Genomic DNA, 26,366 nt, shown 5'->3' with positions numbered 1-26,366 from the left:
GGGATCAGCAGTCGTGAGAGGTGTCATTTTCGACGGCCGTCGGCCGCAGGTCGTCGACGACCTGGAAGTTCGCGACCCCGGCCCCGGCGAGGTGCTGGTCGGCATACGGGCGGCGGGCCTGTGCCACAGCGACCTCTCCGTCGTCGACGGCACGATCCCCTTCCCCGTGCCCGTCGTGCTCGGCCACGAGGGCGCGGGCGTCGTCGAGGCGGTCGGCCAAGGCGTCCGGCACGTGGCGCCCGGCGATCACGTCGCCCTGTCCACCCTCGCCAACTGCAGCGCCTGCGCCGAGTGCGACCGCGGCCGCCCCACCATGTGCCGGGCCTCCATCGGCCGCCCCGGCCGGCCTTTCTCGCGCGGCGGGCAGCCCCTCTACAACTTCGCCTCCAACTCCGCGTTCGCCGAGCGCACGGTCGTCAAAGCGATCCAGGCGGTCAGGATCCACCCGGACATTCCACTCACCTCGGCAGCCCTCATCGGCTGCGGCGTGCTGACCGGCGTCGGCGCCGCCCTCAACCGGGCGAAGGTCGACCGCGGCGACACGGTGCTGGTCATCGGCACCGGCGGCATCGGGCTGAATGTGATCCAGGGCGCCCGGATCGCGGGCGCGCTGGCCATCGTCGCCGTGGACGCCAACCCGGCGAAGGGGACCGTGGCCCGCCGCTTCGGCGCGACGCACTTCATCGACGCCTCCGCCGTCCCCGACACCTCGGCCGCCGTGAAGGAGATCCTGCCCACGGGCGCGGACCACGCCTTCGAGTGCGTGGGCAACACCAGGCTCATCCGGCAGGCCGTCGACCTCCTCGACCGGCACGGCCAGGCGGTGCTGCTCGGCGTCCCGCCCGCCACCGCGGAGGCGTCCTTCCTCGTCTCCTCGATGTATCTCGACAAGTCCATCCTCGGCTGCCGCTACGGCTCCTCGCGCCCGCAGCGCGACATCGCCCTCTATGCGGAGCTGTATCGCGCGGGGCGGCTGATGCTGGACGAACTCGTCACCGAGACCTACCCGGTGGAGGACTTCGCCAAGGCCGCGGACGACGCGCACCACGGGCGCGTGGCCCGGGGCGTGCTCACCTTCTAGGGCCCCGAATTCCAGGGCCCGAAACTGGGCCTCCGCCCCAGGCCGCGGGCCCGGGGGCCATGCCCCAGGCCCCAGACCCGAGGTTCCAGGGGTGAAGCCCCTGGTTAAGGGAAGGGACGGACAGGGCCACCGAGGGCCTCAACTCCCGGCGGTGGCCCGGAAAGTACGGCGGTACGCGGTGGGGGAGACACCGAGGGCGGCCTGCAGGTGCTGGCGCAGCGACTGCGCCGTGCCGAAGCCCGCGTCCCGCGCCACCCGGTCCACCGGCAGATCCGTCTCCTCCAGCAGATGCCGGGCCCGCTCCACCCGGCGCAGCAGCAGCCACTGCCCCGGGCTGACGCCGGTCTCCTCCCGGAACCGCCGGGTGAAGGTCCGCACGCTCATCGCCTCCTGCTCGGCCATGTCACGCAGTTGGATGGGCCGGTCGAGCCGGCTCAGCGCCCAGGCTCGGGCGGCTGCCGTGGTGGCCCGCCGCGGCTCGGGAACCGGGCGCTGGATGTACTGGGCCTGGCCGCCGTCGCGGTACGGCGGCACCACGCTGCGGCGCGCGACCTCGTTTGCGACGGACGTGCCGTGGTCGCGCCGCACGATGTGCAGGCACAGGTCGATCCCGGACGCCACGCCGGCGGAGGTGAGCACGTCCCCGTCGTCCACGAACAGCACGTCCGGGTCGACCTTGACCTTCGGAAAGAGCTGCTGGAAGTGGTCGGTGCTGCGCCAGTGGGTGGTGGCGGGCCGCCCGTCGAGCAGCCCCGCGGCCGCCAGCACGTAGGAGCCGGTGCAGATGGACACCATGCGGGTTCCCGGCCGCACGCGCGCGAGGGCGGCGGCCAGCGGCTCGGTCAGCCTCCCCTCCTCGTAGACAGGGCCCAGCTCGTAGGAGGCCGGGATCACGACGGTGTCGGCCTCGGCCAGGGCCTGGGGGCCGTGTTCGACGGTGATCGTGAAGTCGGCGTCCGTACGGACCGGGCCGGGCTCAGGTGCGCAGGTGACGACCTCGTAGAGGCTGTGCCCCGCGGGGGACGTGGCCTTGCCGAAGATCCGGTAGGGGATGCCGAGTTCGAACGGGATGACTCCGGTGAGCACGAGCACGACCACCCGGTGCGGGCGCGTGCCGCGCTTCGCGCGCGTGGCCTCCTGCGGCATGGCGGCGGCCCCCTCTCCCTCAGCGGCTGGCCGGGTCCCTTGATGGCCCTGGTGGCCCGATCCTAGCGGACCGTGTCCTTCGGGCCACTCGATTACCGGGGCCGGGCCACTGATGCTGGTCCGGTGACGCAGACGCCTCAGCTCCCCGCACGTGAAGACCACCACAGCCCCCAGGCCGCAGGCCGTCGCGGTCCGCGTATCCACCGCGCCTGGTGGGTCGCCGTCGTCTCCTTCACCGCCCTCGTCGGTGCGGCGTCCTTCCGGGCGGCACCGAGCGTGCTGATCGACCCCCTGCACGCGGAGTTCGGCTGGTCGCGCGGCACGATCTCGGCGGCAGTCTCGATCAACCTGATGCTCTACGGCCTGACGGCTCCCTTCGCCGCCGCGCTGATGGAGCGCTTCGGCATGCGCAAGGTCGTGACCGCCGCGCTCCTCCTCGTCGCGGCGGGCAGCGGGCTGACCGTCTTCATGAACGCCAGCTGGCAGCTCGTGCTGTGCTGGGGCGTCCTGGTCGGCCTTGGCACCGGCTCCATGGCACTGGCCTTCGTCGCCACCGTCGTGAACCGCTGGTTCGTGGCCCGGCGCGGCCTGGTCACGGGCGTGCTGACGGCGGGCGGCGCGGCCGGGCAACTGGTCTTCCTGCCGCTCGTCGCCTGGCTCGCCGAGCGCTACGACTGGCGCACGGCGACGCTCGCCGTGACCTTCGCGGCGCTGGCAGTCGTACCGATGGTGCTGTGGCTGCTGCGGGACCATCCGCGGGACGCCGGCACGACCCGCTACGGCGCCGGGCCCGGGGACGAGGACGAGGACGAGGCCGAGCGTGCGGCCGCGGCTTCGAGCGCGACGGCGGGCTCGGGGGCGGGCGGAGCCGCGGGGCGCGCCCTCGGCGCGCTGCGCTCGGCGGCCCGCACCAAGGTCTTCTGGCTGCTGGCGGGCACCTTCGCCATCTGCGGGGCCTCCACCAACGGCCTGATCGGCACCCACTTCGTGCCCGCGGCGCACGACCACGGCATGCCGGTCACCGCGGCCGCGAGCCTCCTCGCCGTCATCGGCGTCTTCGACCTCGTCGGCACGGTCGCCTCCGGCTGGTTCACCGACCGCTACGACTCACGGCGGCTGCTCGCCGTCTACTACGCCCTGCGCGGCGTCTCCCTGATGTTCCTGCCGCTGCTGCTGGCCGACTCGGTCCACCCGCCGATGCTGTTCTTCATCGTCTTCTACGGTCTCGACTGGGTCGCCACCGTGCCGCCCACGGTGGCTCTGTGCCGGGAGCACTTCGGCGAGGACGGCGCGATCGTCTTCGGCTGGGTCCTGGCTTCCCACCAGGTCGGAGCGGGCGTCGTCGCCTTCCTGACGGGCGTGGTCCGGGACGTCACGGGCTCGTACAACACGGCCTGGTACACCTCGGGAGCGCTGTGCGCCGCGGCGGCTCTGATGGCGCTGGTGATCCGGCGCCGCCCGGACCACGCGCGCGTGGCAACGGTCTGACGGGCGGTCGATCGCGCCTTGACTTGGCGGTCGACCGTGCCCGGACGGGCAGTCGACCGCTCCCGGACGGGCGGTTCGGTCAGGAGGTGAAGCCGCCGAACGCCCCGCGGTGGAAGAGCAGCGGTCCTGCCGCAGAGGCGTCCTCGTCCGTGCCCAGCGCCTCGACGCGGCCCACGACGATCAGGTGGTCGCCGCCGGTGTGCACGGCGTGGATCGTGCAGTCGATCCACGCCGGCACGCGCGCGAGGCGCGGTGAGCCCGTCGCCGGCGCGGCGTCGTACGCGACGCCCGCGAACTTGTCGGGGCGCCGGTCGCTGCTCACCGCGAAGTCGCGGCACAGCCCGCCCTGTTCCGCGCCCAGGATGTTCACGCAGAAGACCCCGGCGCGGGCGATGCGCGGCCAGGTCGTGGACGTCCGGCCGACCATGAAGGCGACCAGGGGCGGGTCGAGGGAGAGCGAGGCGAAGGACTGGCACGCGAAGCCCGCGGGGCGGCCGTGGTCGCCTTCATGATCCGCCGGACCACCCTGAGGGTTGCGATCGTCCTCAGGGGTCTCGTCCGCAGTGCCGGGGGCCGTGATGACCGTGACCCCGCTCGCGAAGTTGCCCAGTACGCGGCGGAACTCGGCCGGGTCGACGGGCAGCCGCTCGTCCTCCCGAACGGCCCGCAGGTCGGGCCGGGGAAGCGGTTCGACCGGGCGCCCGGCGGAGGTCGGCGAACCGACCGAGCGCAGATAGCGCACGGCGGCGGCCGCCATGCCAGCGTGTCCCATCATGCCCCCATTGAACCTGACGAGCCGTCAGATTGGAAGCTCCGGACGCTCCAGACCGGAACCTCAGCGTCCGCGGTAGTTCGGAGGCCGGCGCTCCACGAATGCGGCGACGCCCTCACGCGCGTCGGCGGTCGTCATGTTGATCTCCTGAGCGGCGGCTTCCGCGGCGAAGGCAGCCGCGCGGTCGGCGTCGAGTGAGGCGTTGACCAGATGCTTGGTGAGGGCGAGGGCGCGCGTCGGGCCGTCGGCGAGGCGCCCGGCCCACTCGCGGGCCGTCTTCTCCAAGTCGTAGGCGGGCACGACCCGGTTGACCAGGCCCAGGCGCTCCGCGGCGGGGGCGGGGAGCGCGTCGCCGAAGAACATGAGCTCCTTGGCGCGCTGCGGACCGACGAGCCGGGGTAGCAGATACGCGCCGCCGCCGTCCGGGACGAGCCCGCGCCGCACGAACACCTCGATGAACTTGGCCGTTTCCGCGGCGAGCACGAGATCACACGCGAAGGCGAGGTGCGCGCCGAGGCCTGCGGCGGTGCCGTTCACGGCGGCGATCACCGGCTTCTCGCAGTCGAGAACGGCGGCGACGAGCCGCTGTGCGCCGCGGCGGATCGTACGGGCGACATCGCCCGCGACGCGCTCGCCGCTGCCGTCGCTGCCGTCGCTGCCGCCCGGAGCGCTTCCGCCTGCCGCCCCGCCGCCCGGAGGGCCGCCGCGCAGGTCGGCGCCCGCGCAGAATCCCTTGCCCGTACCGGCGATGACGACCGCCCGCACGTCCGGGTCGGCGGAGGCCGCTTCGAGCAGCGCGATGACGCGTTCCCGCTGGTCCCAGGTGACGGCGTTCATCGCCTCCGGGCGGTTCAGCGTGATCCACGAGACGCCGTTGTCAGTGGTGTGCAGTACCAATGTCTCGAGGGACTTCTCGGGGGAGGCAGTCATGTTGAAGCTCCTTGTCGTACGGCGACGTTGGACGCGTCGGCCCGTATCCGCGGCGGCGGGGCAGTTCGCCGCACGGCGGCGTGCGACCGGCCCGCGGGCCGCGCCGCGTCTTTCCCGCGCGGGGGGCGGGAAAGGCGCGGCGCGCCGACCCACGGACCCATCGGCGCTGCGGCGATCCGCGCGCCGACCCGCCCGCCCGCTCGGCGGGGCCCCGTTTCCGGGAGCGCGGCTTCGCCGTCGTTCGCGGAGAGGGGAGCCGCCGGACCCGCCGCGCGAGCCCCACGGCTCACCGGCAGACGGCCAGCGCGTCGAGTGCCACCGCGCCCTGGCCCCGTGGCAGTACGACCAGTGGGTTGATGTCGAGTTCGGCGAGGCCGTCGCCCAGTTCGAGGGCCATGCGCTGAACGCGCAGGACGACCTCGACCAGGGCGTCGACGTCCGCCGGCGGAGAGCCGCGCACGCCCTCGAGCAGGGCGTGGCCGCGCAGTTCGCGCAGCATCGCGCGGGCCTGGTCCTCGCCGAACGGCGGTACGCGCACGGCTGCGTCCCGCAGCACCTCCACGAGCACGCCGCCGAGGCCGACCGTCACAGTGGGTCCGAAGAGGCTGTCGTGACTCATGCCCACGACCATCTCCACGCCCTGCTCGATCATCTGGCAGACCAGGACGCCGTCCAGCTTGATTCCTTCGAAGCGGGCGATGTCCGTCAGCTCGCGATAGGCATCCCGGACCTGGCTGGCCGAGGTCAGACCGACCCTGACAAGCCCCAGTTCGGTCTTGTGGGCGAGCTGGGCGGCCGAGGCCTTCATGACGACCGGGTAGCCGACCAGTCCCGCCGCCCTGACGGCCGCGGCCGCGCTGGTCACCAGCTGCTCGCGCGGCACGCGGATACCGTACGCCCGCAGCAGTTGCTTCGCCGCGTGCTCGCTGAGCTGCTCGCCTGTGCGCAGCAGGCCCTGCGCCTTGCGCGCCGAGGGCGAAAGCGTGCGGGGCGCGTCGTCGAAGGGGGAGCGGTAGCCGGATACGAACCGGTGGTGGCCGAGGTAGGCGCGGACGGCGGTGATGCAGTTGGCGAATGTACGGAAGGTGGCGACGCGGGAGGAGCCGAGCAGGGTGGTGCGGTAGGCGTCCTCGGTGCCGACCGGAGAGCCCCACACCACGCACACCTGCTTGTCCGTGGCCTCCGCCGCGTCCACCAGGTCCTGCGCCAGCTTGTCGCTCATGGGCGGGAAGGGCCCGGTGATGGGGCAGATCAGCACGCCCACGGCGGGGTCGGCGAGGATCGCGTCGATGATCTTCCGGCCGCGCCAGTCGCCCACCGGGTGTCCGCCGCTGTCCACCGGATTGGCGACGCCGAGGTACTCCGGTATCCACTGGTGGAGTTCGGCCCGCTTCGCGTCGGAGAGGGCGGGCAGCTTCAGGCCCGCGGCTGCGGCGAGGTCCGCGAAGTGCGCGCCCGTGCCGCCCGAGATCGAATAGACGGCGACGCCGTCGGCGCGCGGCGGGCGGGCGCGGGCGAGGAGCGCGGCCGTGTCCTGGAGTTCGTCGAGCCCGTCGACCCGTATCACGCCGAACTGCCGCATCGCCGCGTCCACCACCTCGTCCGCGCCGGTGAGCTTGCCGGTGTGGGAGGCGGCCGTCCGGGCTCCTGTCTCGGTGCGGCCGACCTTCACCGCCACGACCGGCACCTTGTTCCGGGCGGCCCGGTCGGCGGCGAGGAGGAATCCGCGGCCGTCCTTGAGCCCTTCCATATATGCGGCGATGGCGCCGATCTCGGGCTGTGAGGCGAAGTACAAGATGAAGTCGGCCGTCTCCAGGTCGGCCTCGTTGCCCGTCGGCGCCCAGTGGGAGAGCCGTATGCCCAGCTCCTGGAGGGCGAAGACGGGGCGTCCCTGGTGGCCGGACTGTGTGATGAGGGCGATGGCGGGGCCTTCGAGGTCCTCGCGGAAGTCCTCGAAGGCGTTGAGGTTGGTGTTGGGGCCGAGCAGGCGCAGGCGGCCGGAGCGCCGTACGGCGTCGGCGAGCCGGTTCTGGGCGGCGGCTCCGTCCTCGCCGGTCTCGGCGAAGCCGGACGCGAAGGCGACCGCGAACTTCACTTTGCTCTCGGCGAGTTGCTCGACCACGGGAAGGGGATCGGCGACGAGCAGTACGGCGAGATCGACAGGCTCGGGAAGATCGGCGACGGAAGGCAGGCAGGGCAGACCGAAGACGGTGGGGCGGCCCGGATTGACGGGGTGCAGGCGGGCGCCGACCCGCTCGGACCAGTCGATGAGCCGCCGGGTGATACCGGTGTTGGGCCGGCCCTCGCTGTCGGACGCCCCGACGACGGCCACGGACTCGGGCCGGAAGAACCGGTCCAGGTCGGGCACGGGTGCGTGCAGCGGGCGCCCGCTGACGTCCAGGTCCTCGCCAGGGGCCGAGGCGTTGTGCACCATGGACCTGGGGAGCTCGCCGCAGGCCACGACGCGGGCCGGGCGGGAGTGAGTGGTGAGGGTGCCGTGAGTAGATCCAAGCATCGTTCTCGCCCGCTCCTGCTCGATGGCCGATTGGGACGCGCGGCGCCCACCGGTCGAGCTCCGCGTATAGCTGACGCTCTGTCAGATTACTTGAACTGACACACTGTCAGGAACAGCCCTGCAGCCATTTCCCGCCCACCCCAGGAAAACCAGGTGCCACCGCCCCGCCTGCGGCGGCACACTCACCCGGTGCCGCAGCTCATACTCCCGGATGCCCGGGTCCACGCCTCGTACCTCGCCGCCATGGAGGAGTTCCGCGCCGAAGGGCGCGGCGGCCCGGACGACGACTCCAGCGTCGGCGTCAGCCTGCGCGAGTACGGCCCCACCTGGCACGACCCCGGGGCCTTCGCGGAGTACCTCGGCCGGCTCCGCCTCACCCACGGGCCGCGGAGCCTGCTCCAGTACGACGTCGAGTGCACCACCCTCTGGTACGTGGACGGCGATGCCTATCTCGGCCGTCTCGCCATCCGGCACCGGCTCACGTCCTACTGGCTGGAGCTCGGCGGTCACATCGGCTACGACATCCGCCCCACTGCCAGACGCCGCGGCCACGCCACCGCCATGCTGCGCGAGGCGCTCCCCCTCGCCGCCCGGCTCGGCGTCGACCCGGCCCTGATCACCTGCGATACCGGCAACGCGGCGTCCCGCAAGGTCATCGAGGCGTGCGGCGGCGTCTTGGAGGACGAGCGCGGCGGCGTACTCCGGTTCTGGGTCCCGGCGTCCCGACCATGACCGGCGGCCTGTAGCCCGGCCCGTGCCGCATCAACCCGTGCCGCATCAACTCGCGCCGCATCAACTCGCGCCGCATCAACCCGTGCCGCATCAACCCGTGCCGCATCAACCCGTGCCGCATCAACTCGCGCCGCATCAACCCGCGCTGCGTCAGCCGCGCCGCTTAGCCCTGCCGTCTTAGCCCCGTCGTTTCAGCCCGCGCCGCAACAGCCGCGCCGCCTCATCCCCGCAGTGCCGCCTCGCATGCGATCGCGTGGGCGATCTTGCGGGCGTCGATGGCCAGTTCGCGGAGCATGCCGCTGATCGGGTTGGTGTAGCCGGTGAAGTAGAGGCCGGGGGTGGCGGGGCGGCGGCCGTGGGAGCGGGGGCGGCCGCGGCCGTCGAGTACGTCCAGGTGGCCGACCAGGTCCTCCAGGCCGCGCCGGTAGCCCGTGGCGGCGATGACCACATCCGGAGTGACCGGGGACCCGTCCGCGAGGATCACCTTGTCGTCCTCGAAGGACTCGACGGCCGCGACCGGTTCGACCTTCCGGGACCGGATCGCGGCGATCAGACCCACGTCCTGGACCGGGATCGCGCCCTCCAGGACCCGGGAGTAGAGGCCGGTGTCCGGGCGGGGCAGCCCGTACGGGCCGAGGTCGGGGACGGAGATCCGGGCCATCGTCCGTGCTGCCCGGTCGACCGCGCGGCGCGGCAGCCGCCGTACGAGGATGCCGGTGGCCTGCGCGGGCCAGCCCGCCGTCGTACGGCGCACGATGTGCGGCGCCGTGCGCACCGCCAGCCGCACGCGCGCCGCGCCGCCTTCGGCGAGGTCGACGGCGATGTCGGCACCCGTGTTGCCGGTGCCGACGACCAGAGCGTCACGGCCGCGGTACGGCTCGGCGTTCCGGTAGTGGGCCGCGTGCAGCAGCTCTCCGCGGAAGCCGTCGCGGCCGGGCCAGTCCGGCACGTACGGGGTGTGGTTGAAACCGGTCGCCACGACGACCGCGTCCGCCGCGAGCTCCCGCCCGCCGGTCGCCCGCAGCAGCCAGCGAGGCCCGGGCGAGCCGGAGTCGGACCCCGAGCCGGAGCCTGAGCCTGAGCCAGTTCGCCGGCCGGACCGTGCACCAGGCTGGGGCTCCGCCTCGGACTGCGACTCCGCCCCGAGGCCGGACCGCTCGATGCGGGTCACCTCCACGCCCGTGGCGATCTCCAGCCGGTGGTACTCCGCGTACTCCTCCAGATAGCGCACCACGCCGTCCCGGCTGAGCCACCGCCCGTACGCCCGCGGTATCGGCAGGCCGGGCAGGGCGGACAGCCTGCGCGTGGTGTGCAGCTCCAGCCGGTCGTAGTGCCCGCGCCACGAGGCGCCCACCGCCCGGGACTTCTCCAGTACGACGGTGCGTACGCCGCGCTCGCCCAGCGCGGCCGCGGTGGCGAGTCCGCCGGGCCCGGCGCCGATGACGTACACGGGAGAACTGCGCAGCCGGGTCGTGTGAGCCGTGGCGGTCGTGGGGGTGATGTCGGGCATGGGCGTGAGCGTAGGACCGGACGATTGCCGTGCGTCGGTCGAGCTCATACCGAATGGGTTGCGGATCGATCACGGTCCGCTACCCTCACCGGCCTTCCGCCGCCCATGCTCCTTCCGCCGCCCCCTCGCTCCGTCCGCCACCCCTTGCGCCAAGCCGCCCGGATCCGCTGAACTTATTGAACTGACGTACCGTCAGGAGGATCGGAAGGGGTGTGCCCCGTGCAGACGATCTGGCGCAGCGGAGCCGAATGGCTCGCCGTGCTGCGCATCGGCCCCGGTCGGCTCGACAGCGCCTGGGGGCTCTTCCCGTGACCGTGCCGCCCCGCTACGACCTGCCCGAGACGGATGCCTTCTCCCAGCCCTACTGGGACGCGGCCGCCGAGGGCCGGCTGCTCATCCGCCGCTGCGGCGACTGCGGCGCGGCGCACCACTACCCGCGGGAGTTCTGCCCGCGCTGTTGGAGCGAGAGCGTCTCGTGGGAGGAGGCGAGCGGCCGCGCCACGCTCTACACCTGGTCGGTGGTGCACCGGAACGATCTGCCGCCGTTCGGCGACCGTGTGCCGTACGTCGCGGCGGTCGTCGACCTCGCGGAGGGCCCGCGGATGATGACGGAGGTCGTCGACTGTGCCGAGTCCGACCTCCGCATCGGCATGGAGCTGCGGGTCCACTTCCGGGGCGACCCGCCCGTACCCGTCTTCCGGCACGGCGTCCGCCCGGACGGCAACCGCTGACAACGTGCCGATGCGGGGCAGGAGTTCAGCGGGGCGGGGCAACCGCGAGTCCGAGGGACTCGGCGGCCTTCAGTAACCGCTGGTCGCACGTGCGCGATCCCGGGCCGGGCGGCCGTTCCCGCTACGGCGCCCCGGTTACGGCGCCCCGGTTACGGCGGCCCCCGGCTACGGCGCCCCCGTTACGGCGCCGCCGCCGGCGGCACTCAGTCGCGGCCCAGGACGACCGTTCCCGACGAGCAGAACCAGCCGCCCGTGCCCGAGGCCACCGCCAGTTCCGGGAGCCGGCCGCCCGCCTTGCGGACCTGGCCTTCGCCCGCCTCGCCGCGCAGCTGCCGTACCGCCTCCACCAGCAGGAACAGCCCGCGCATCCCCGGGTGGCAGGCGGACAGGCCGCCGCCGTCCGTGTTGACCGGCAGGTCGCCGTCCCGCAGCAGCCGCCCCTTCCCGACGAACGCGCCGCCCTCGCCCTTCGCGCAGAAGCCCAGGTCCTCAAGGGTCACCAGCGTCATGTACGTGAACGCGTCGTAGATCTCGGCGAGATCGATGTCGTCCGGCCGGACCCCGGCCCGCTCGAAGGCGAGGCGGCCGGACACCGCCGCAGGCGAGACCGTGAAGTCCTCCCACTCGGACATGGCGCTGTGCGACACCGAGGTGCCCGTGCCCAGCACCCACACCGGCGCCTTCGCCGTGTCCGGTACGTACTCCTCGGCCGCCAGCAGCACCGCGCAGCCGCCGTCCGAGCGGATGCAGCAGTGCAGCTTGGTGAAGGGGTCGGCGATCAACGGGCCCGACAGGACGTCGTCGACCGTGATCGGCGCGCGGTACATCGCGTCCGGGTTGTGGGCGGCGTTCGCGCGCGCCTGGACGGCGACCTCGGCGAGCTGCTCGAGCGTGGTGCCGTACTCGTGCATATGACGGCGGGAGGCCATCGCGTACTTGGCGATGAGCGTGTGGCCGTACGGGACCTCGAACTGCAGCGGGCCGCGCGCGCCGAAGGAGAGGTTCGCGGTGCGCCGCTTCGCCTTGAGGTCGGCGCGTGCCGTGGAGCCGTACACCAGGAGTACGGCGTTGGCGTGGCCTGCGACGATGGCGTCCGCGGCGTGCGCGGCCATCACCTCCCAGGTGGCTCCGCCGACCGCTGTGGAATCGGTCCAGGTGGGCCTCAGGCCCAGGTACTCGGCCACCTCGACCGGGGCGAGCGTGCCGAGGCCCGCCGACGCGAAGCCGTCGAGGACCGCGCGGTCGAGCCCGGAGTCGGCGAGTGCGCGGCGGGCGGCCTGGGCGTGCAGGGCGTACGGCGTGAGCTCGTCGACCCGGCCGCAGTCCGCGAGGGCGACGCCGACGACGGCGACCCTGCGGGCCTTATCGGTACCGGTACCGGTACCGATACGGGTCGGGGCTGTCGTGCGTATCGCGCGGGTCGCGTCCGCGTCCGCGTCTGCGTTCGCGTTCACGTTCGCGTTCGGCATGAATCTGACGGTACATCAGGTTATGGTGGCGCCGCTTCCCGCGCGGCTCTGTCCATCTGGTTCTCGGCGGCCTAGCATGACGGCCCGTCAGGTCAGGTTTCCCTGGTCACGCCGTGCAGCGCGCAGCGGTGGGAGCAGGCCGGGTGGGAGGAGCTTGCCGATGGACGCCGCCTTCACCGCCGAGCAGGACGAGATCCGCCGCACGCTGCGCGAGCTGCTGCTCAAGCGGTGCGGCCCCGACGAGGTCAAGGCCGCGGTGCGCACGCCCGCCGGGTGGGACGAGGGTCTGTGGCGGCAGCTCGGCGAGCACCTCGGGCTGCCGGGGCTCGCGCTGCCCGCCGAGTACGGGGGTGCGGGCTGCGGTCCTGCCGAGCTGGCGCTCGCCTGCGAGGAGGCGGGGCGCGTGCTGCTGCCCTCCCCGCTGCTGGCGACCGCGGTACTCGCCGCGCCGCTCATCGCCGCCCTCGGGACGGAGGAGCAGCGGGACGTGCTGCTGCCGCGCATCGCGGGCGGCGAGCTGACCGCCACGCTCGCCGTGCCCGGCGGCGCCCTGCCCCTCGCCCTCGGCCTGACCGGCGACAACGGCGGCGACAGCGGCAACGGCGACAGCGGCGGCGACGGTGGCGACTGGGCGGGCGGCGGGCGCGCCGGGGGTGTCCAGGCCCGGCGCACGCCTGACGGTTGGCGGCTGTACGGGCAGGCCGACCAGGTGCTCGACGGGCACAGCGCCGGGCTGCTGGTGGTAGCCGCCCACACCGGCGGCTACGCGCGCAGCCGCACACAGCTGTTCGTCGTGCGGGACGACATACGGGACGACGACGTACGGAGCGGGGCCATGGGTCTCACCCGTACACGGCGGACCGCGCTCGACGAGACGCGGCCACACGCCCGTATCGAACTACGGGACATGAAAGGGGAGTTGCTCGGTCCGGAGGAGGGCGCGGACGTGCTGGGTGCGCTGGCCCGGCTGGGCGGCTCGGCGGCCGCTGCCCTCGCGGCGGAAGCGGTGGGGGCGGCGGAAGGGGCGTTCGCGCGGACGGTGGAATACGTGAAGGCACGCGAGCAGTTCGGCCGCCCGATCGGCTCCTTCCAGGCGGTCAAACACCGGCTGGCCGACCTCTACGTACAGATCCAGGCGGCGAGGTCGGCGGCGTACTACGCGGCTTGGGCGGCGGCCGAGGTGGCGTCGTGGGACGACTCGGTTGAGGGCGGTCCGGAGGCCGTACCCGATCCGGCCGTCGGCGGGCCGGCCCTCGCCCAGGCGCTGGAGGCGCTACGAGCGGTGGCGGGCGAGGCCGTACAGCTGCACGGCGGCATCGGCTTCACCTGGGAGCACGACGCGCACCTCTACTTCAAGCGGGCCGCCTCGGACGAGCTGCTCTTCGGTCCCGTGCACCGGTTGCGGGCGCGCGCCGCACAGCGGGCGGGACTCTTCGACGCGGCGAAGGCCGCAGCTCGGGGCACGGCCCCGGGCGCCGCCGCGGGCCCGGCCGCACAGGGAGTGGGGATCTGATGTCCGCCGCAGAGCGGATGGTCCAGAAGGTGTCCTCGACGCGGTTCTTCGCGAAGGTCGCGCCGTACGTGATCCCGGCCGTGGACCGGGCCGTGCACCGGCTGACGCGCGGCAAGGTGCTGCCGAGCGCGCAGATGCTGCCGGGCGTGATCCTGACGGTCACGGGCGCGAAGAGCGGGGAGCCGCGGCGCACGCCGCTGGCCTGCATGCCGGAGGTCGGCGGGACGTTCGTCCTGGTCGGCAGCAACTTCGGGCGGCAGGGTCACCCGGCCTGGACCGTGAACCTGCTGGCCAACCCCGAGGCGGAGATCAGCTGGAAGGGGCGGGACATTCCGGTGCGGGCGCGGCTGCTCGAGGGGGCGGAGCGCGAGGAGGCGTGGGCGGCGGTCCTCGCGTTCTGGCCGCCGTACGCCACGTATCAGAGCCGCGTCGAGCGCCGCATCCGCCTCTTCCGCCTCCACTCGCGCTGACCTGGGGCTGGATGGCCGCCCGCGGGCGATGCCGGAATCGGAATCGGAATCGGCGTCGGAATCGGCATCGGCGGCGGCATCGGCGGCGGCATCGGCGGCGGCGCACTCCGGCGTGCAGGTCGACTCGTCCGGGATCCCTTGGGGTCGGTCCCCCAGCGGTTACCGGGCTGTGCGGGCCGGGGTGGAGCCGGGCTGCGGGCCGTAGGCCTTCAGGAAGCGGTCGCGGAAGGTGTCCATCCGCCAGACCGGGGCCTTCGGACCGGGCTTCAGGCCGTCCTGCCAGCCCCAGCCGGATATTCGGTCCATCACGGCCGGGTCGTGGGCGACGATCGCGACCGGGACGTCGCGGCTGGCGTGGTCGCCGCTGACCTTCGCGACGGGCTGGTGGTCGCCGAGGAAGACGAGCACGGTGTTCTTGTTGCCGTACTTCTCCACGTACGAGATGAGGCTGTTCAGCGAGTACTCGATGGAACGGCCGTACTCGGTGCGCACCTGGTCGGTCTCCTTCCATACGTCTTTGGGGTCCTTGCCCGCCTTCTGGACGGCGTTGTAGACCGAGCCGTCTCCGATCTCGTCCCAGCCGAGCGTCTTGGGGAGGGGCGCCCAGGGGTTGTGGCTGGAGGTCAGGATGATCTCCGTCATCAGCGGCTTGTCGCCCGGCTTGCCGTGTTCCAGGCGCTCGAAGGCCGACAGGGTGTACTGGTCGGGCATGGTCGACCAGCTGAACTTCGGGCCCTTGTACCCGAGGTGCCGGGAGTCGTAGACGTGGTCGAGACCGTAGAACTTGGCCTCCGGCCAGCCCGTGGTGACGCCCGGCATGATGCCGACCGTCCGCCAGGCGCCCGTGCGTCGGAAGGCGCCGGTGAGGGTCAGGTGGTTGCCCGCGGTGATCGTGCGGTAGCGCAGCTGGTTGTTGATCCACAGGCCGGACAGGAAGGTGGAGTGGCCCAGCCAGCTCATGCCGCCGTACGTAGATGACGTGAGCCAGCCGCTCTGGGACGAGTACCCGGCCGCGCGCAGCCGTTTGGTCCCGTCGGCGAGCACCGCGTCGACCCCCGGTGCTATCCCCGGGTCCTCGACCGCGCTGCGGCCGTAGCTCTCGATGAAGGTGAAGATGACGTCCTTGCCGCGCAGTCCGGTCAACAGCTGGTCGGGCGGGGTATCGCGGAAGGCGTCGACGGCGGCCTCCTTTTGGAACGCCTGCTCGTCCTCCAGGGCCGCATTCACGCGGTTCACACGGTCCTTGACCAGCGCGGCCGTGCTCCTGGAAGCGACCGGTGCGCCGGCGAGCTGCAGTCCGAGCGCCGCGCAGGTGACCCAGACGGTCCCGAGTATCAGGGTGGTACGGGTCGCCGTGGCGCTGTGCCGGGTTATGAGGTTGCTGAGCCTGACGACCGCCAGCGTCGTGAGGACGAGCAGGGCGAGGACGAGGACCACGATCCCGATCTCGACCCCGATCGCGCCCGCCCGGCCGATCGCGTCCCTGAGGAACGACTCGCCGTCGTCGAGCAGGACCCAGTCGAGCACCAGGTTGAACCCTCGGCCGAAAGCCTCGTTGAAGCCGATGTCGAGGAGGTTCAGGATGGTCAGCAGGCCGAGGCCCAACCCGGCGAGCACCGCCACCACCCGCCTCGCCTTCAGCGGCAGGACGAGCAGCACGGCGGCCCCGAAGATCGCCTCGCCCGGGATGCGCACGAACGCGCTGGGCGTGACGCGGGTGAGCTCGTTCGGCAGGAGAAGGGCGAAGAGGACAAGGCCGGCGGCCAGGGCAGTGGTCCCCCACGCCACGGCCCGCGCCGTGGCCGGATGCTTGTCCCGCCAGCCGCCACGTGCGACGGCCTGGCCCCGGTCGTCACCTGCGGCGCCACCTGCGGGGCCACCTGCGGTGGCTTCCTGGGCCTCGCCCGGGGGGTCGTCACCGGCGGCCTTGCCCGGGTCGTCACCTGCGGCGCCACCTGCGGTGGCTTCCCCACGGATGCCGGTGCCGTCAGCCGCGGCGTCCTGGCTCGCGGTGTCCTGGCCGGCGGTGTCCTGACTGGCGGTGTCCTGACTCGCGGCAGTGTCGTCCGGCGTGGGTTCCGGGGGGCCCTCAGGCGTGGGGTCCTCCTCCGTGGATGCCCTGTCCGTATTCGGCAGCTGACGAGAGCTCGACAACCCCAAGATCCTTCCGTGCGAAGCCCGGTAGTGGCACGGCGGACCGGGATCGGGAGGTCGGGGGCCCGCCGTCATCCGTACGGCTTGCCCGCGGCTTCCGTTCATTCACCAGCGCCGCCCGCGCCGGAAGCGTACGCCGGTGGGGGTGACTCAACCCGCGCGGGTGGAAAGGCGAGGTGGTGGGGAGTCGCCAACTCACCTATCGCGGGGGCGCGTTCGTATGTCGGGGTGCGGGCCGCGGGCCGCACCGGGTCGAGCCGCCGCGGCGGGTCTCGCGCGTCGGATCAGGCGGTGCGCCGCAGATGGGGCTACGAGGGGGGCGGGCGCTCGGCTTGGCCTGACCTGGCCGCGCGGGGGTGCTCGCACCGTGGCCGCCGGATCTTGCCGGCGTGCCCGCCGGTCTCTCGCGCCGGGGGGAGGAGGAGAGCCGCCACAGGTTGACAGGACTTGGGCGGACGGCGGGCGCGTAGGGGGCACGAGACACGGACGGGACCAGAAGCCGGAGACGGCGAACGGGGAGGCGGCGAAAGCGGGGGCCGCGAAAGCCGCGAAAGCGGGGGCCGCGAGAACCGGGAGGCCGGGAACCGAAGGCCCCGGGCCAGGAGTACCTGCTGCGAGGAACCGGGGGCCGAGTAAGGGGCGGGTACCAGGGGCCGGGGGACCCGGAGGTCCAGGGGGAGCCCCGGCACCTTCGAAGTCAGCGCGGAGCGCTTACTTCGCCGGCTTCTTGCCCGTAATCCCCAAATGCACCAGCAGCGCCAAGTTCGGCTTCAGCTCGGCCTGTTTGACGCCCCAGCTCTGGAACCCCTTCTGGTGCGCAGCCACCGCAGCGAGCATCGCGACCAGCGAACCGGCCACCGCCGCCGGGCTCACGTCCTTGTCGACCTTCCCCTTGGACTGCAGCTCCTTGATCGAGTCCGTCAGGGAGTTGGTGACAGCGTTGAGGATCTTCATCCGGATCTTGTAGAAGCGTTTGTCCCCCTCCGCCGCCCCGAGGTCGACGACCCGCAGGATCGCGTCGTTCCTGCGCCAGAAGGAGAGGAAGCCGTCGACGAGTTCCTCGGCGGTCTGCCAGCCCGACTTGCCGACCCAGGAGCGGCCGGCGACCAATTCGGTCAGGCTCTGGCCCTCCTTGGCCATCTCCTCCGCGATCTCGAGGACGGCGCCCTCGACATCCGGGAAGTACTGGTAAAAGGTCGCGGGGGAAGTCCCCGCCTTGCGGGCGACGTCGATGACCTTGACGTCGCGGTACGGCGAGGAGCTGAGCATCTCGCTGAGGCAGTCGAGCAGCTTCTGCCGCGTCGCCTGCCCGCGGCGCCCCGCCACCCGGCCGTCCACGGTGCGAACTTGTCCTGTCATGCCGTCAGCTTACCGAGGGGTGATCGGAGCGCGATTCGGCCGCCTGCAAATGGGGAGGGTGGCGGGCGCCACCGTGAAGCGCCAGCTCAGTGCCGTGATCCGCAAGGCGCCCGCCGCCCGTTTGGTCCATACGAATGAATCCTGTTATCAACAGGCTGTGGACAACTTTCGTGGACGACGGGCGGGGCTTCAAATCACCGGATAGCGTGCTGAAACAAGACATCTTCCGAGGAATTTCGTGCGGGAGGAAGCACGCGATGGCCGCATACCCCGAGGGCGCCCCCTGCTGGGTGGACGCCATGGTCCCCGACCTGGAGGCGGGCAAGCGCTTCTACGGCGAGCTGTTCGGCTGGACCTTCCAGGAGGGTGAGGCCGAGTACGGCTACTACACGCAGGCCTTCCACGAAGGAAAGAACGTCGCCGCGCTCGCTCCGGCCCCCGAGGGCCAGAACGGCATGCCTCCCGCCTGGAGCCTCTACTTCGCGTCCGACGACATCGCCCGCACCGCCGAGAAGATCCGCGCCAACGGCGGCGTCACGATGATGGGCCCGATGCAGGTCGGCGAGTACGGCAGCATGCTCATGGCCAAGGACCCGGGCGGCGCGATCTTCGGCGTCTGGCAGCCCGGCACCCACAAGGGCTTCGAGAAGAGATACGAGCCGGGATCGTTCGGCTGGGCGGAGATCGTCGTCCGGGAGACCGCGGGCGTGGACGCGTTCTACCCGGCCGTCTTCCCGTACGAGGTGGTGCCGTACGGGGACGAGGCTTTCGACTTCAATGTCTGGAAGCTGGAAGGGAAACCGGTGGCCGGGCGCTTCAAACTGCCCGAGGACACCCCGCCCGACGTCGGGCCGCACGCGATGGTCTACTTCGTCGTCGGCGACTGCGACGACGCCGTGGGCACCATCCGGAAGCTCGGCGGCCAGGTCCGCATGGGCCCGCAGGACAGCCCGTACGGGCGCTTCGCCATCGTCACCGACCAGCAGGGCGCGAGCTTCTCGGTGATCGACCCACAGACGAAGGTGGGCGAGCCGAAGGCCTGACCAAACGTCCAGCCGCAGTGTCGGAGGTGCCGTAGGTGCCGAAGGTCTAGAAGGTCGAGGAGGACCGCTGTCATGGCCGTATTCGAAGACGGCGTGCCCTGCTGGGTGGACGCGATGCTGCCGGACCTGGAGGCGGGCAAACGCTTCTACGGCGAGCTGTTCGGCTGGACGTTCCAGGAGGGCGAGAAGGAGTACGGCTCCTACACGCAGGCCTTCCACGACAGCCGCAACGTGGCCGCGCTCGCACCCAAGCCGGACGGGCGCATGCCCACTGTGTGGAACCTCTACTTCGCGGCCCGCGACATCGCTGCGACCGCCGTGAAGATCCGGGACGCCGGTGGCCAGATCATCACCGACCCCACGCCGATCGGCGACTTCGGCACGATGGCCATGGGCGTCGACCCGGGCGGCGCGGTCTTCGGCTTGTGGCAGGCAGGCTCGCACACCGGCTTCGCGAAGCAGGGCCTGCCCGTCTCGTACGCCTGGACCGATCTCTTCGCGCGGGAGCCGGAGCGCGTCGACCCGTTCTACGAGGCCGTGTTCGGCTACACCACGCGGAGGCTGGACACGGCCAACGGCACGGAGTTCGCGGTCTGGTCGCCGCCGGGCAGGCCGCCGGGTCTCGAGACCGCGGTCGTCGGCCGCGCCGTGATCAGCGCCGGTTTCCCCGCCGAGATGCCCGCGCACTTCCTCGTCTACTTCGCGGTCGCCGACTGCGATGAGACGGTGAACACCACGACGCGGCTCGGCGGACGTGTCATCCTCGACCCGGAGGACACCCCGTACGGACGTTTTGCGGTGCTGGTCGACAATCAGGGGGCGAATTTCGCGGCCATCGACCTTTCCCGCGCAGTCCGATAACCGGAGCTGACCGGCCGGTAACCACCACCCGCTCACGTATATGCGTCATATGTCCGGGGAGACACCCCGATTCGCCCCCGGGTTCGCAACCACCGCCTTCGCCAGGAAGAATCAGGTTGCGTACCCCGGGACGGTTCACGGTGAGACGCTGCACGGGGCTGACATCATTCAAGCCCCTACGGGGAGGTGGCAGGCAAAGTGGTGGAGCAGCTGACGCAGCACGACCCGAGGCGGATCGGGCCGTTCGAGGTGCTCGGCCGACTCGGTGCCGGCGGCATGGGGCTGGTCTATCTCGCCCGCTCGGCGTCCGGCCGGCGCGTCGCGATCAAGACGGTCCGGACCGAACTCGCCGAGGACCAGCTGTTCCGGGTCCGCTTCACGCGCGAGGTGGAGGCCGCCCGCGCGGTCAGCGGCTTCTACACCGCAGCCGTCGTGGACGCCGATCCGCGGGCCGCGGTGCCGTGGCTCGCGACCGCGTACGTCCCGGCGCCCTCCCTCGAGGAAATAGTCAATGAGTGCGGTCCGCTGCCCGCGCAGGCGGTGCGCTGGCTTGCGGCCGGCGTCGCCGAGGCGCTGCAGTCCATTCACGGAGCCGGTCTCGTCCACCGCGACTTGAAGCCCTCCAATGTGCTCGTCGTCGAGGACGGGCCGCGGGTCATCGACTTCGGCATTGCGAGCGGCGTTTCCAACACGCGGTTGACGATGACGAATGTGGCCGTCGGCACGCCCGCGTACATGTCGCCGGAGCAGGCGCGGGATTCGCGCAGCGTGACCGGCGCGAGCGACATCTTCTCGCTCGGCTCGACGCTGGTGTTCGCGGCGACCGGGCACGCGCCCTTTCACGGGGCGAACCCCGTCGAGACGGTCTTCATGCTGCTGCGGGAGGGCCCCGACCTGGAGGGGCTGCCGGAGGAGCTGCGGCCGCTCATCGAGTCCTGTATGCAGATGGCCGCGGAGAACCGGCCGAGCCCGGCGGATCTGCAGTCGCAGCTCGCGCCGCATCTCTTCTCCTCCGGAGGGGACGACAGCGGGACGGCTTCGGCGTGGCTGCCGGGGCGAGCGGTCTCGATGATCGAGCAGCGGCGGGGCGGGCGGTCGTCGTCAGGCGCGGCGGGTGCGGGCCGCGGCGCCAGCGGCGGCAAGGGCCGCGCTCCGGCGTCGCCCCCGCCGCCGTACGCGCCGGCCCCTGATCCGGGCCGGGGCCAGGACGGCGGGCCGGGCGCGGGCGGTCGGCGGGGAGATGCCCGTGACGGGCGGGTTCAGGTCGCCGATTCCGGCCGGGGCGGCCTTGACGGCCGGGGTGAGGCTTGGCGTGGTGAGGGCGGAGGCGCCGGAGGTCCGGCGGCTGCGCGTATCGGTGATGGCGCCGACTGGGACGGCGCGTGGCAGGGCGACGGCGCGGGGGCGGGAGACCCGCGCGGGGCTGCCCGGCATGGTGATGGGTCGCGACGGGATGGCGGCCGGCCTGGTGAGGCCGGCGGCCGGGGCGCGGATGGCCCGGGAGGCGCCCGAGCGCAGGGGGTGGGAGCCCGGCACGCTGCCGGACCCGGACCCGGACCCGGACCCGGACCCGGACCCGGACCCGGACCCGGACCGGACGGTGGCGCCGGCGCCGGGGACGCGCGTGGTGGGGCTGCGGCCGCACTGCACGGCCAGGGGCCCGGGCCGCTGGCCTCCGGACCCGCGGTCGGCCCCGGCCCGACCGCCGTACGGGCCGGCCCGGGCCCCGCGGCCCCGGAGCGGCCCCCTGCGGCCGCCGCGGGCTGGGCGGACGGCGGCGGTGCGCACGGCGCGCCCGTCGCGCCCGCCGCCCCCGACGGTGCCGTACAGCTGCCCGGCTCGCAGGTGTCGATAGGGCCGGGACCGCGGGCCGCGGAGGGCCGTGACCCGCAGGCCCGGCCCGCCGACGACGCCGGGGCCACCGGCTGGATCCGGCCCCCGGCCGGCGCGGCGGCAGCGCCCGTGCCCGGCCCATCCCCCGCGGCCGACGGCCACCCCGCGCCGCCCGCGCCCCTTTCCGCTCCCGCCCCCGCGCCCGTACCCGCCCCCGCGGAGCCGCCCGGCGCGCAGGGTGCGCAGAGCGCTCCCGGGCGCTGGCGGCCGTGGCGGTTCCGGATGTCCAACGACGTCTGGGGCACCCCGGCCGTCGCCGGCGACCTGCTCTACGTCACCTCCTTCGAGGTGCACGCGCTCGATGTGGCCACCGGGCGGCGGCAGTTCAAGACCCGCGACGTGGCGTGGGCGATGGCGGTCGCGGACGGCCGTATCCACGCCTCCGACGGGCCGACGCTGTACGCGCTGGACGCCCTCGACGGCTCCGAGCGGTGGCGGCTGAACACCGACGGCTGGGTGTACTCGCTGAAGGTCGACCGCGGCACGGTCGTCACCGGCACGCGCGGCGGCGGCGTCCAGGCGTGGGAGGCCGCCAACGGCGAGCAGCTGTGGGAACTCTCCGGTGCTCAGGCCGACTTCGAGACCCCGGAGTCCGGTCCCGCGGTGCACGACGGCACGGTGTACGTCTGGTCGGACGGGCGGATGCGCGCGCTCGAGGCCCGTACGGGGGTGGAGCGCTGGTCCTATCCGGTCGGCGACGCGGCCTCCTGCGGCGGCGTACCGGTGCGGCTGCTGCACGCGCCGGACGGGGTCGTGTACGTGGCCGCGGGGACGCGGGTGCTGGCCATCGACGTGGCGCGGGGCGAGGTGCGGTGGCGCTTCGAGGCGCCGGCGGTCTTCCTGAGCGCGCCGGCGTACGCGCCGGGGCCGGCTGTGACGGGCGGCGGCGTATACATCGCCGACTACCTCGGCACGGTGTACGCCTTGGACCCGGCGGACGGCCGCGACCGCTGGCGGATCGCGACCGAGGCCCGGCAGTCGACCGAGCCGGTCCTGGTCGCGGCGGGCTCCGTGCACGTGGGCAGCGGCAGCGCGCTCTACACGCTGGACGCGGTCACGGGCACGCCGAAGTGGCGCTTCGCGGCGCAGGGCGAGGTCATCGGCGCGCCGGTCGTCGCCGACGGACGGGTCCACTTCGGCTCGGCGGACCACTGCCTTTACACGCTGGACGCGGGGGGCGGGCAGCTGCGGTGGAAGCTGGCGACGGGTGGGGAGATCACCGGGACGCCGGTGGTGTCGGGCGGCGTTGTCTACGCGTGCAGCAAGGATCGTTGCGTGTACGCGCTGGACGCGCTGAAGGGTACGGGCCTCTCCCGCCAATCGGCCTCCGGCCGGGCTTAGGAACCAATGCCGGTTTGGGGGCATTCGTTCCGCGGGGCGGAACGGGTGGGCCCAAACCGGCCACCGAGCCGCAGTCGCGTACGAAACGGGGGCCCCGGCGGTGGGTGGCGCTCCGCTGCCGGGTGCGGGCCGGTTGTGCCCACCCGTACCGCCCCTCGGGCGGTCCGAGTGCCCACAACCGGGTTGTGGCCACCGTTCCGCCCCTCGGGCGGTCCGAGTGCCCACAACCCGGTCAGGACGTGTGGCGGTGGCCTGGGCTCCAGGGCTCGTCCGGGGGTGGCGCCGGAGGGAGGCCGTGCGTCGGATCGGCCTCCGTCGTCGCCGGCCCGTACGGCTCCCCCTCCGGGACCTCCGGCCGTCCCCGCCCGTGCCGCGCTCGCCGCCCGCGCGGCCGCCGCCCCCGCATGACCAGCGCGCCCAACAGCATCAGCACGCCGCCGCCCAGCGCCACCCCGCTCCCCATCCCCAGCCCGCTGTCGCCTCCGGCGGTCAGGCTCCCCAGCGCCAGCCCCTGCCGCACCATCCACAGGATCGCGAAGGCGAGCACCACGAGGCCCGCGCCCGCCACGACCAGGCGCGACCGCAGCAGCACGCCGAGCACGGCCAGAACAGCGCCGATCACCATGGGCAGGAAGAGCGAGCCCATGAGCCCGGTCGGCGTCTGCGCGGTGATCCCGGTGAACAGGTCGCCGATGCGGATGTCACGCCCCTCACGGCCGTCGTACCAGATACGGAAGGGGCTCCAGGCGGCGGCCGCCGCTCCGAGGAGGGCGATCGCGGAGCCGATGAGATTTCGGGCCATACGCGCGGACCACCTCGTTCGGGGATCCCTCCCGCCGAAGGCAGAAGGCAGGAGGAAGCGTCCACTGTCGACGCTACGCCCGGTGCCGGGCGCCCGCCACGCAGCCGCCCGGCCGCCCGGCCCCCGAGGGGCCGCCTCACCGCGTCCGGAACTCGTGGCCGCGCGCGGCGAAAAGTCCGGCCTGCCGCTCCGGCGGCAGGTTACCGAGCGCGATGAGGTGCGGCGCGCCCGCGAGCGCCTGCGTGCGCGCCGCCTCACGGGCCGACCACACGGCCCGTACGGTCCCCTGCACGGCATCGGTCGGGTACGACGCGACGATCGAGGCCACCCGCAGGGCCGCCTCCAGAAGCCCGTCCGGCGGGACGACCTCCGAGACCAGCCCGATCTCGCACGCGCGGGTCGCCGAGAGCCGCTCGGCCGTGCCCATCAGCGACATCCGCGCGACCTCGCCGAACGGCATCCGCTGCGCCATGCCGATGGCCTCGTACGCGCTGACCATCCCGTACGTCGTATGCGGGTCGAAGAAGGTCGCGGTCTCGGACGCGATGAGGAACTCGCTCTCGCCGAGCAGGTAGAAGGCGCCGCCGCACGCCATGCCGTTGACCGCCGCGACGACCGGCTTCCACAGGTCGCACGCCTTCGGGCCGACGGTCAGGAGCGGGTCGTCGATCGCGTACGGGCTGCTGGGCTGCGGGACGTCGGCCGACCGGTCGAGGCCGGTGCAGAAGGCGCGGTCGCCGGCCCCGGTGAGAACCACGGCCCGTACGTCGTCCGTCATCCGGAACTCCCGCCACGCGCACCGCAGTTCCGCGGCCGTCTCCAGATCGATCGCGTTGTGGCGCCCCGGCCGGTCGAGGGTGACCAGCGCGACGCCGTCCTCGCTCTCGACTCGTACGGTCATGGCCGCTCCAGCAGCCAGCGCGGCACGGTCACGCCGTCCGCGTGCCCGGCGAAGGCGGCCTTCACGGGGGCGCCGATCCGGAGCCGGGACGGGTCGAGGGAGCCGATGGGCGCGTCCTGGGCCGCCACCAGGTTTCCTGCCAGCCGGATCGCGGGGTCCTCGGCCAGCTCGACGAGGATCACGTTGTACGGGGCGCGGGCGGCGTAGGCGGGCAGCAGCGGCGGGTGCGGGATGACGTACGACCAGATCCGGCCACGCCCGCTCATTCTCCGCCACTCGCTGTCGAAGGACCGGCAGTGCGGGCAGCAGGGGCGGGGCGGGAAGCGCAGCCTGCCGCATGGGGCGCACGCCTGCACGCGCAGCTCGCCCCGGGCCGCGTACTCCCAGAAGGGCGCCCCGTCCTCGTCGGCCACTGGCGCCAGCAGCCCGGATTCCGTAGCGTCTCGCATCTCAACTCCTCAGCAGCAGCGCGGAGGTGGGGACTCCCTCGCCCGCCGTGACCAGGCAGGTCGTGGCATCCGGGACCTGCGCGGTGGAGGTGCCGCGCAGCTGCTTCACGCCCTCGTTGATCAGGTTGAAGCCGTGCACATAGCCTTCCGAGAGCCCGCCGCCGCCGGTGTTCAGCGGCAGCCGCCCACCGATCTCGAGCGCCCCGCCCTCGGTGAAGGCCGCGCCCTCGCCGCGCCCGCAGAAGCCGTAGCCCTCCAGCGAAAGCGGGATGAGCGGGGTGAACGCGTCGTAGATCTGGGCCACATCGATGTCCTCCGGGCCGAAGTCGGCCGTCTTCCAGAGGTGGCGGGCCGCGGTCCAGGCGGGCCCTGCCAGCGGGTCCTCGCACCAGTAGTTGACCATTCCGTGGGCTTGCGCGGGCAGCCCCTGCGCGGCGGAGTGGACGTGGACGGGGCGGTGGCGGCAGTCGCGGGCGCGCTCGGCGGAGACGACGACGCAGGCCAGGGCTCCGTCCGTCTCCAGGCAGTTGTCGAAGAGGCACAGCGGCTCGCTGATCCAGCGAGCGGTCATGTACATCTCACGGGTCAGCGGGCGCTCGTACATCATCGCGGCGGGGTTCTGGTTCGCCCGGTTCCGGCAGGCCAGCGCGACGTTGAAGAAGTGGTCGCGGGTCGCCCCGTACTCGTGCATGTACCGGCGCGCCAGCATGCCGATCTCGTCGGCGGGGCGGAGCAGCCCGTACGGCCGGGTCCACTGGGCGGGCGTGGGCAGTTGGACCGCGGTGTTGGTCCACGGGCGGGGCCCGCTGCCGCGCTTGCGCGAGCGCCAGGCGACCCCGACGCTCGCCTGCCCGGTCGCGATGGCGGCGGCGAGGTGTCCCACGGTCGCGCAGGAGCCGCCGCCCCCGTAGCCGACCTTGGAGAAGAACGTGACGTCTCCGGCGCCCACGGCCTTGGCGACCTCGACCTCGTCGGTCTCCTCCATGGTGTACGAGGCGAAGGCGTCGACCTCGTGCGGGGCGATGCCGGCGTCCTCGAGAGCGGCCAGGACGGCGCGGCAGGCCAGGGTCTTCTCGGATTCGGGGAGCCGCTTGGCGAACGGCGTCTGGCCGATACCGGCTATCGCGGTCGCGTCCTTGAGCGTCGCCGCCATCGCCACCTCCGTGGTCGGCCGTCCCTGCTGACAGCCGGGAAGGCTACCGCTAA

The 26,366-nt window shown here is 72.9% G+C and carries 21 protein-coding genes; 9 read left to right on the top strand and 12 right to left on the bottom strand.

Annotated features, from left to right (window positions below; all coding sequences use genetic code 11):
- Positions 1 to 13 precede the first annotated feature (13 nt).
- A complete protein-coding gene (locus ACTWQC_RS05260) occupies positions 14 to 1,081 on the top strand; it encodes a Zn-dependent alcohol dehydrogenase (protein WP_443314336.1) in 1,068 nt (355 codons plus the stop codon).
- A gap of 138 nt (positions 1,082 to 1,219) precedes the next feature.
- On the opposite strand, the gene ACTWQC_RS05255 is transcribed toward ACTWQC_RS05260, so the two are convergent.
- A complete protein-coding gene (locus tag ACTWQC_RS05255) occupies positions 1,220 to 2,227 on the bottom strand; it encodes a GlxA family transcriptional regulator (RefSeq protein WP_443314335.1) in 1,008 nt (335 codons plus the stop codon).
- A 123-nt stretch (positions 2,228 to 2,350) separates the two neighbouring features.
- Here ACTWQC_RS05255 and ACTWQC_RS05250 point away from each other — a divergent pair, with 123 nt between their 5' ends.
- On the top strand, positions 2,351 to 3,715 hold the full coding sequence (locus ACTWQC_RS05250; RefSeq protein ID WP_443314334.1) for an MFS transporter: 1,365 nt from the start codon (positions 2,351 to 2,353) through the stop codon (positions 3,713 to 3,715).
- A gap of 79 nt (positions 3,716 to 3,794) precedes the next feature.
- On the opposite strand, the gene ACTWQC_RS05245 is transcribed toward ACTWQC_RS05250, so the two are convergent.
- From ACTWQC_RS05245 to ACTWQC_RS05235, 3 genes are all read right to left on the bottom strand, one after another.
- Complete coding sequence (locus ACTWQC_RS05245; RefSeq protein ID WP_443314333.1) at positions 3,795 to 4,490, bottom strand: flavin reductase family protein; 696 nt, start codon at positions 4,488 to 4,490, stop codon at positions 3,795 to 3,797.
- Between the two features lie 60 nt (positions 4,491 to 4,550).
- Entirely contained in the window at positions 4,551 to 5,417 is an 867-nt protein-coding gene (locus tag ACTWQC_RS05240; protein WP_443314332.1) for an enoyl-CoA hydratase/isomerase family protein, read from the bottom strand.
- 286 nt (positions 5,418 to 5,703) lie between these two features.
- Positions 5,704 to 7,932: an acetate--CoA ligase family protein gene (locus tag ACTWQC_RS05235; RefSeq protein ID WP_443314331.1), complete on the bottom strand. Its 2,229-nt coding sequence runs from the start codon at positions 7,930 to 7,932 to the stop codon at positions 5,704 to 5,706.
- A gap of 189 nt (positions 7,933 to 8,121) precedes the next feature.
- Between ACTWQC_RS05235 and ACTWQC_RS05230 the strand changes: the two genes are divergently transcribed.
- Positions 8,122 to 8,664: a GNAT family N-acetyltransferase gene (locus ACTWQC_RS05230; RefSeq protein ID WP_443314330.1), complete on the top strand. Its 543-nt coding sequence runs from the start codon at positions 8,122 to 8,124 to the stop codon at positions 8,662 to 8,664.
- A gap of 220 nt (positions 8,665 to 8,884) precedes the next feature.
- Here ACTWQC_RS05230 and ACTWQC_RS05225 read toward each other — a convergent pair whose 3' ends face one another.
- A complete protein-coding gene (locus ACTWQC_RS05225) occupies positions 8,885 to 10,174 on the bottom strand; it encodes a flavin-containing monooxygenase (protein WP_443314329.1) in 1,290 nt (429 codons plus the stop codon).
- Positions 10,175 to 10,482: 308 nt separating this feature from the next.
- Between ACTWQC_RS05225 and ACTWQC_RS05220 the strand changes: the two genes are divergently transcribed.
- The gene (locus tag ACTWQC_RS05220; protein WP_443314328.1) at positions 10,483 to 10,905 is read left to right on the top strand and encodes a Zn-ribbon domain-containing OB-fold protein; all 423 of its coding nucleotides are present in this window, start codon (positions 10,483 to 10,485) and stop codon (positions 10,903 to 10,905) included.
- 203 nt (positions 10,906 to 11,108) lie between these two features.
- Here ACTWQC_RS05220 and ACTWQC_RS05215 read toward each other — a convergent pair whose 3' ends face one another.
- Positions 11,109 to 12,374: a thiolase C-terminal domain-containing protein gene (locus ACTWQC_RS05215; protein WP_443314327.1), complete on the bottom strand. Its 1,266-nt coding sequence runs from the start codon at positions 12,372 to 12,374 to the stop codon at positions 11,109 to 11,111.
- A gap of 160 nt (positions 12,375 to 12,534) precedes the next feature.
- Between ACTWQC_RS05215 and ACTWQC_RS05210 the strand changes: the two genes are divergently transcribed.
- Together ACTWQC_RS05210 and ACTWQC_RS05205 are read left to right on the top strand one after the other, a co-directional pair.
- A complete protein-coding gene (locus tag ACTWQC_RS05210; RefSeq protein WP_443314326.1) occupies positions 12,535 to 13,887 on the top strand; it encodes an acyl-CoA dehydrogenase family protein in 1,353 nt (450 codons plus the stop codon).
- Positions 13,887 to 14,357 carry a nitroreductase family deazaflavin-dependent oxidoreductase gene (locus tag ACTWQC_RS05205; RefSeq protein WP_443314325.1) on the top strand — a complete coding sequence of 157 codons (471 nt, stop codon included), beginning with the start codon at positions 13,887 to 13,889 and terminating at the stop codon, positions 14,355 to 14,357. Before ACTWQC_RS05210 ends, ACTWQC_RS05205 begins: the two co-directional genes overlap by 1 nt.
- Before the next feature lie 159 nt (positions 14,358 to 14,516).
- On the opposite strand, the gene ACTWQC_RS05200 is transcribed toward ACTWQC_RS05205, so the two are convergent.
- Positions 14,517 to 16,511 (bottom strand): sulfatase, encoded by a 1,995-nt coding sequence (locus ACTWQC_RS05200; protein ID WP_443314324.1) that lies wholly within the window; start codon positions 16,509 to 16,511, stop codon positions 14,517 to 14,519.
- Positions 16,512 to 17,222: 711 nt separating this feature from the next.
- Positions 17,223 to 17,870, bottom strand: a complete 648-nt coding sequence (locus ACTWQC_RS05195; RefSeq protein ID WP_443314323.1) for a TetR family transcriptional regulator — start codon at positions 17,868 to 17,870, stop codon at positions 17,223 to 17,225.
- A 257-nt stretch (positions 17,871 to 18,127) separates the two neighbouring features.
- On the opposite strand from ACTWQC_RS05195, the gene ACTWQC_RS05190 reads away from it, so the two are divergent.
- From ACTWQC_RS05190 to ACTWQC_RS05180, 3 genes are all read left to right on the top strand, one after another.
- Entirely contained in the window at positions 18,128 to 18,913 is a 786-nt protein-coding gene (locus ACTWQC_RS05190; protein WP_443314322.1) for a VOC family protein, read from the top strand.
- A 72-nt stretch (positions 18,914 to 18,985) separates the two neighbouring features.
- Entirely contained in the window at positions 18,986 to 19,774 is a 789-nt protein-coding gene (locus ACTWQC_RS05185) for a VOC family protein (protein ID WP_443314321.1), read from the top strand.
- 198 nt (positions 19,775 to 19,972) lie between these two features.
- Positions 19,973 to 23,008 carry an outer membrane protein assembly factor BamB family protein gene (locus ACTWQC_RS05180; protein ID WP_443314320.1) on the top strand — a complete coding sequence of 1,012 codons (3,036 nt, stop codon included), beginning with the start codon at positions 19,973 to 19,975 and terminating at the stop codon, positions 23,006 to 23,008.
- 232 nt (positions 23,009 to 23,240) lie between these two features.
- On the opposite strand, the gene ACTWQC_RS05175 is transcribed toward ACTWQC_RS05180, so the two are convergent.
- The 4 genes from ACTWQC_RS05175 to ACTWQC_RS05160 form a co-directional block, all read right to left on the bottom strand.
- The gene (locus ACTWQC_RS05175; protein WP_443314319.1) at positions 23,241 to 23,810 is read right to left on the bottom strand and encodes a hypothetical protein; all 570 of its coding nucleotides are present in this window, start codon (positions 23,808 to 23,810) and stop codon (positions 23,241 to 23,243) included.
- Between the two features lie 136 nt (positions 23,811 to 23,946).
- A complete protein-coding gene (locus ACTWQC_RS05170; protein ID WP_443314318.1) occupies positions 23,947 to 24,711 on the bottom strand; it encodes an enoyl-CoA hydratase/isomerase family protein in 765 nt (254 codons plus the stop codon).
- Entirely contained in the window at positions 24,708 to 25,160 is a 453-nt protein-coding gene (locus ACTWQC_RS05165; RefSeq protein WP_443314317.1) for a Zn-ribbon domain-containing OB-fold protein, read from the bottom strand. The genes ACTWQC_RS05170 and ACTWQC_RS05165 overlap by 4 nt, the downstream gene beginning before the upstream one ends.
- A gap of 1 nt (position 25,161) precedes the next feature.
- Positions 25,162 to 26,313 (bottom strand): lipid-transfer protein, encoded by a 1,152-nt coding sequence (locus ACTWQC_RS05160; protein ID WP_443314316.1) that lies wholly within the window; start codon positions 26,311 to 26,313, stop codon positions 25,162 to 25,164.
- Positions 26,314 to 26,366 lie beyond the last annotated feature (53 nt).

The organism is Streptomyces sp. 8N616, assembly GCF_052246385.1.
Classification (GTDB): domain Bacteria; phylum Actinomycetota; class Actinomycetes; order Streptomycetales; family Streptomycetaceae; genus Streptomyces.
The sequence above is the reverse complement of the archived record's forward strand: the minus strand, read 5'-3'. Positions and strand labels throughout refer to the sequence as shown.

Bases quoted from the DNA above. Each gene is read 5' to 3' on its own strand.
- ACTWQC_RS05255 (WP_443314335.1), bottom strand. From the start codon at position 2,227: ATGCCGCAGGAGGCCACGCGCGCGAAGCGCGGCACGCGCCCGCACCGG.
- ACTWQC_RS05245 (WP_443314333.1), bottom strand. From the start codon at position 4,490: ATGATGGGACACGCTGGCATGGCGGCCGCCGCCGTGCGCTATCTGCGC.
- ACTWQC_RS05240 (WP_443314332.1), bottom strand. From the start codon at position 5,417: ATGACTGCCTCCCCCGAGAAGTCCCTCGAGACATTGGTACTGCACACC.
- ACTWQC_RS05235 (WP_443314331.1), bottom strand. From the start codon at position 7,932: ATGCTTGGATCTACTCACGGCACCCTCACCACTCACTCCCGCCCGGCC.
- ACTWQC_RS05225 (WP_443314329.1), bottom strand. From the start codon at position 10,174: ATGCCCGACATCACCCCCACGACCGCCACGGCTCACACGACCCGGCTG.
- ACTWQC_RS05215 (WP_443314327.1), bottom strand. From the start codon at position 12,374: ATGCCGAACGCGAACGTGAACGCGAACGCAGACGCGGACGCGGACGCG.
- ACTWQC_RS05210 (WP_443314326.1), top strand. From the start codon at position 12,535: ATGGACGCCGCCTTCACCGCCGAGCAGGACGAGATCCGCCGCACGCTG.
- ACTWQC_RS05205 (WP_443314325.1), top strand. From the start codon at position 13,887: ATGTCCGCCGCAGAGCGGATGGTCCAGAAGGTGTCCTCGACGCGGTTC.
- ACTWQC_RS05195 (WP_443314323.1), bottom strand. From the start codon at position 17,870: ATGACAGGACAAGTTCGCACCGTGGACGGCCGGGTGGCGGGGCGCCGC.
- ACTWQC_RS05190 (WP_443314322.1), top strand. From the start codon at position 18,128: ATGGCCGCATACCCCGAGGGCGCCCCCTGCTGGGTGGACGCCATGGTC.
- ACTWQC_RS05185 (WP_443314321.1), top strand. From the start codon at position 18,986: ATGGCCGTATTCGAAGACGGCGTGCCCTGCTGGGTGGACGCGATGCTG.
- ACTWQC_RS05175 (WP_443314319.1), bottom strand. From the start codon at position 23,810: ATGGCCCGAAATCTCATCGGCTCCGCGATCGCCCTCCTCGGAGCGGCG.
- ACTWQC_RS05170 (WP_443314318.1), bottom strand. From the start codon at position 24,711: ATGACCGTACGAGTCGAGAGCGAGGACGGCGTCGCGCTGGTCACCCTC.
- ACTWQC_RS05165 (WP_443314317.1), bottom strand. From the start codon at position 25,160: ATGCGAGACGCTACGGAATCCGGGCTGCTGGCGCCAGTGGCCGACGAG.
- ACTWQC_RS05160 (WP_443314316.1), bottom strand. From the start codon at position 26,313: ATGGCGGCGACGCTCAAGGACGCGACCGCGATAGCCGGTATCGGCCAG.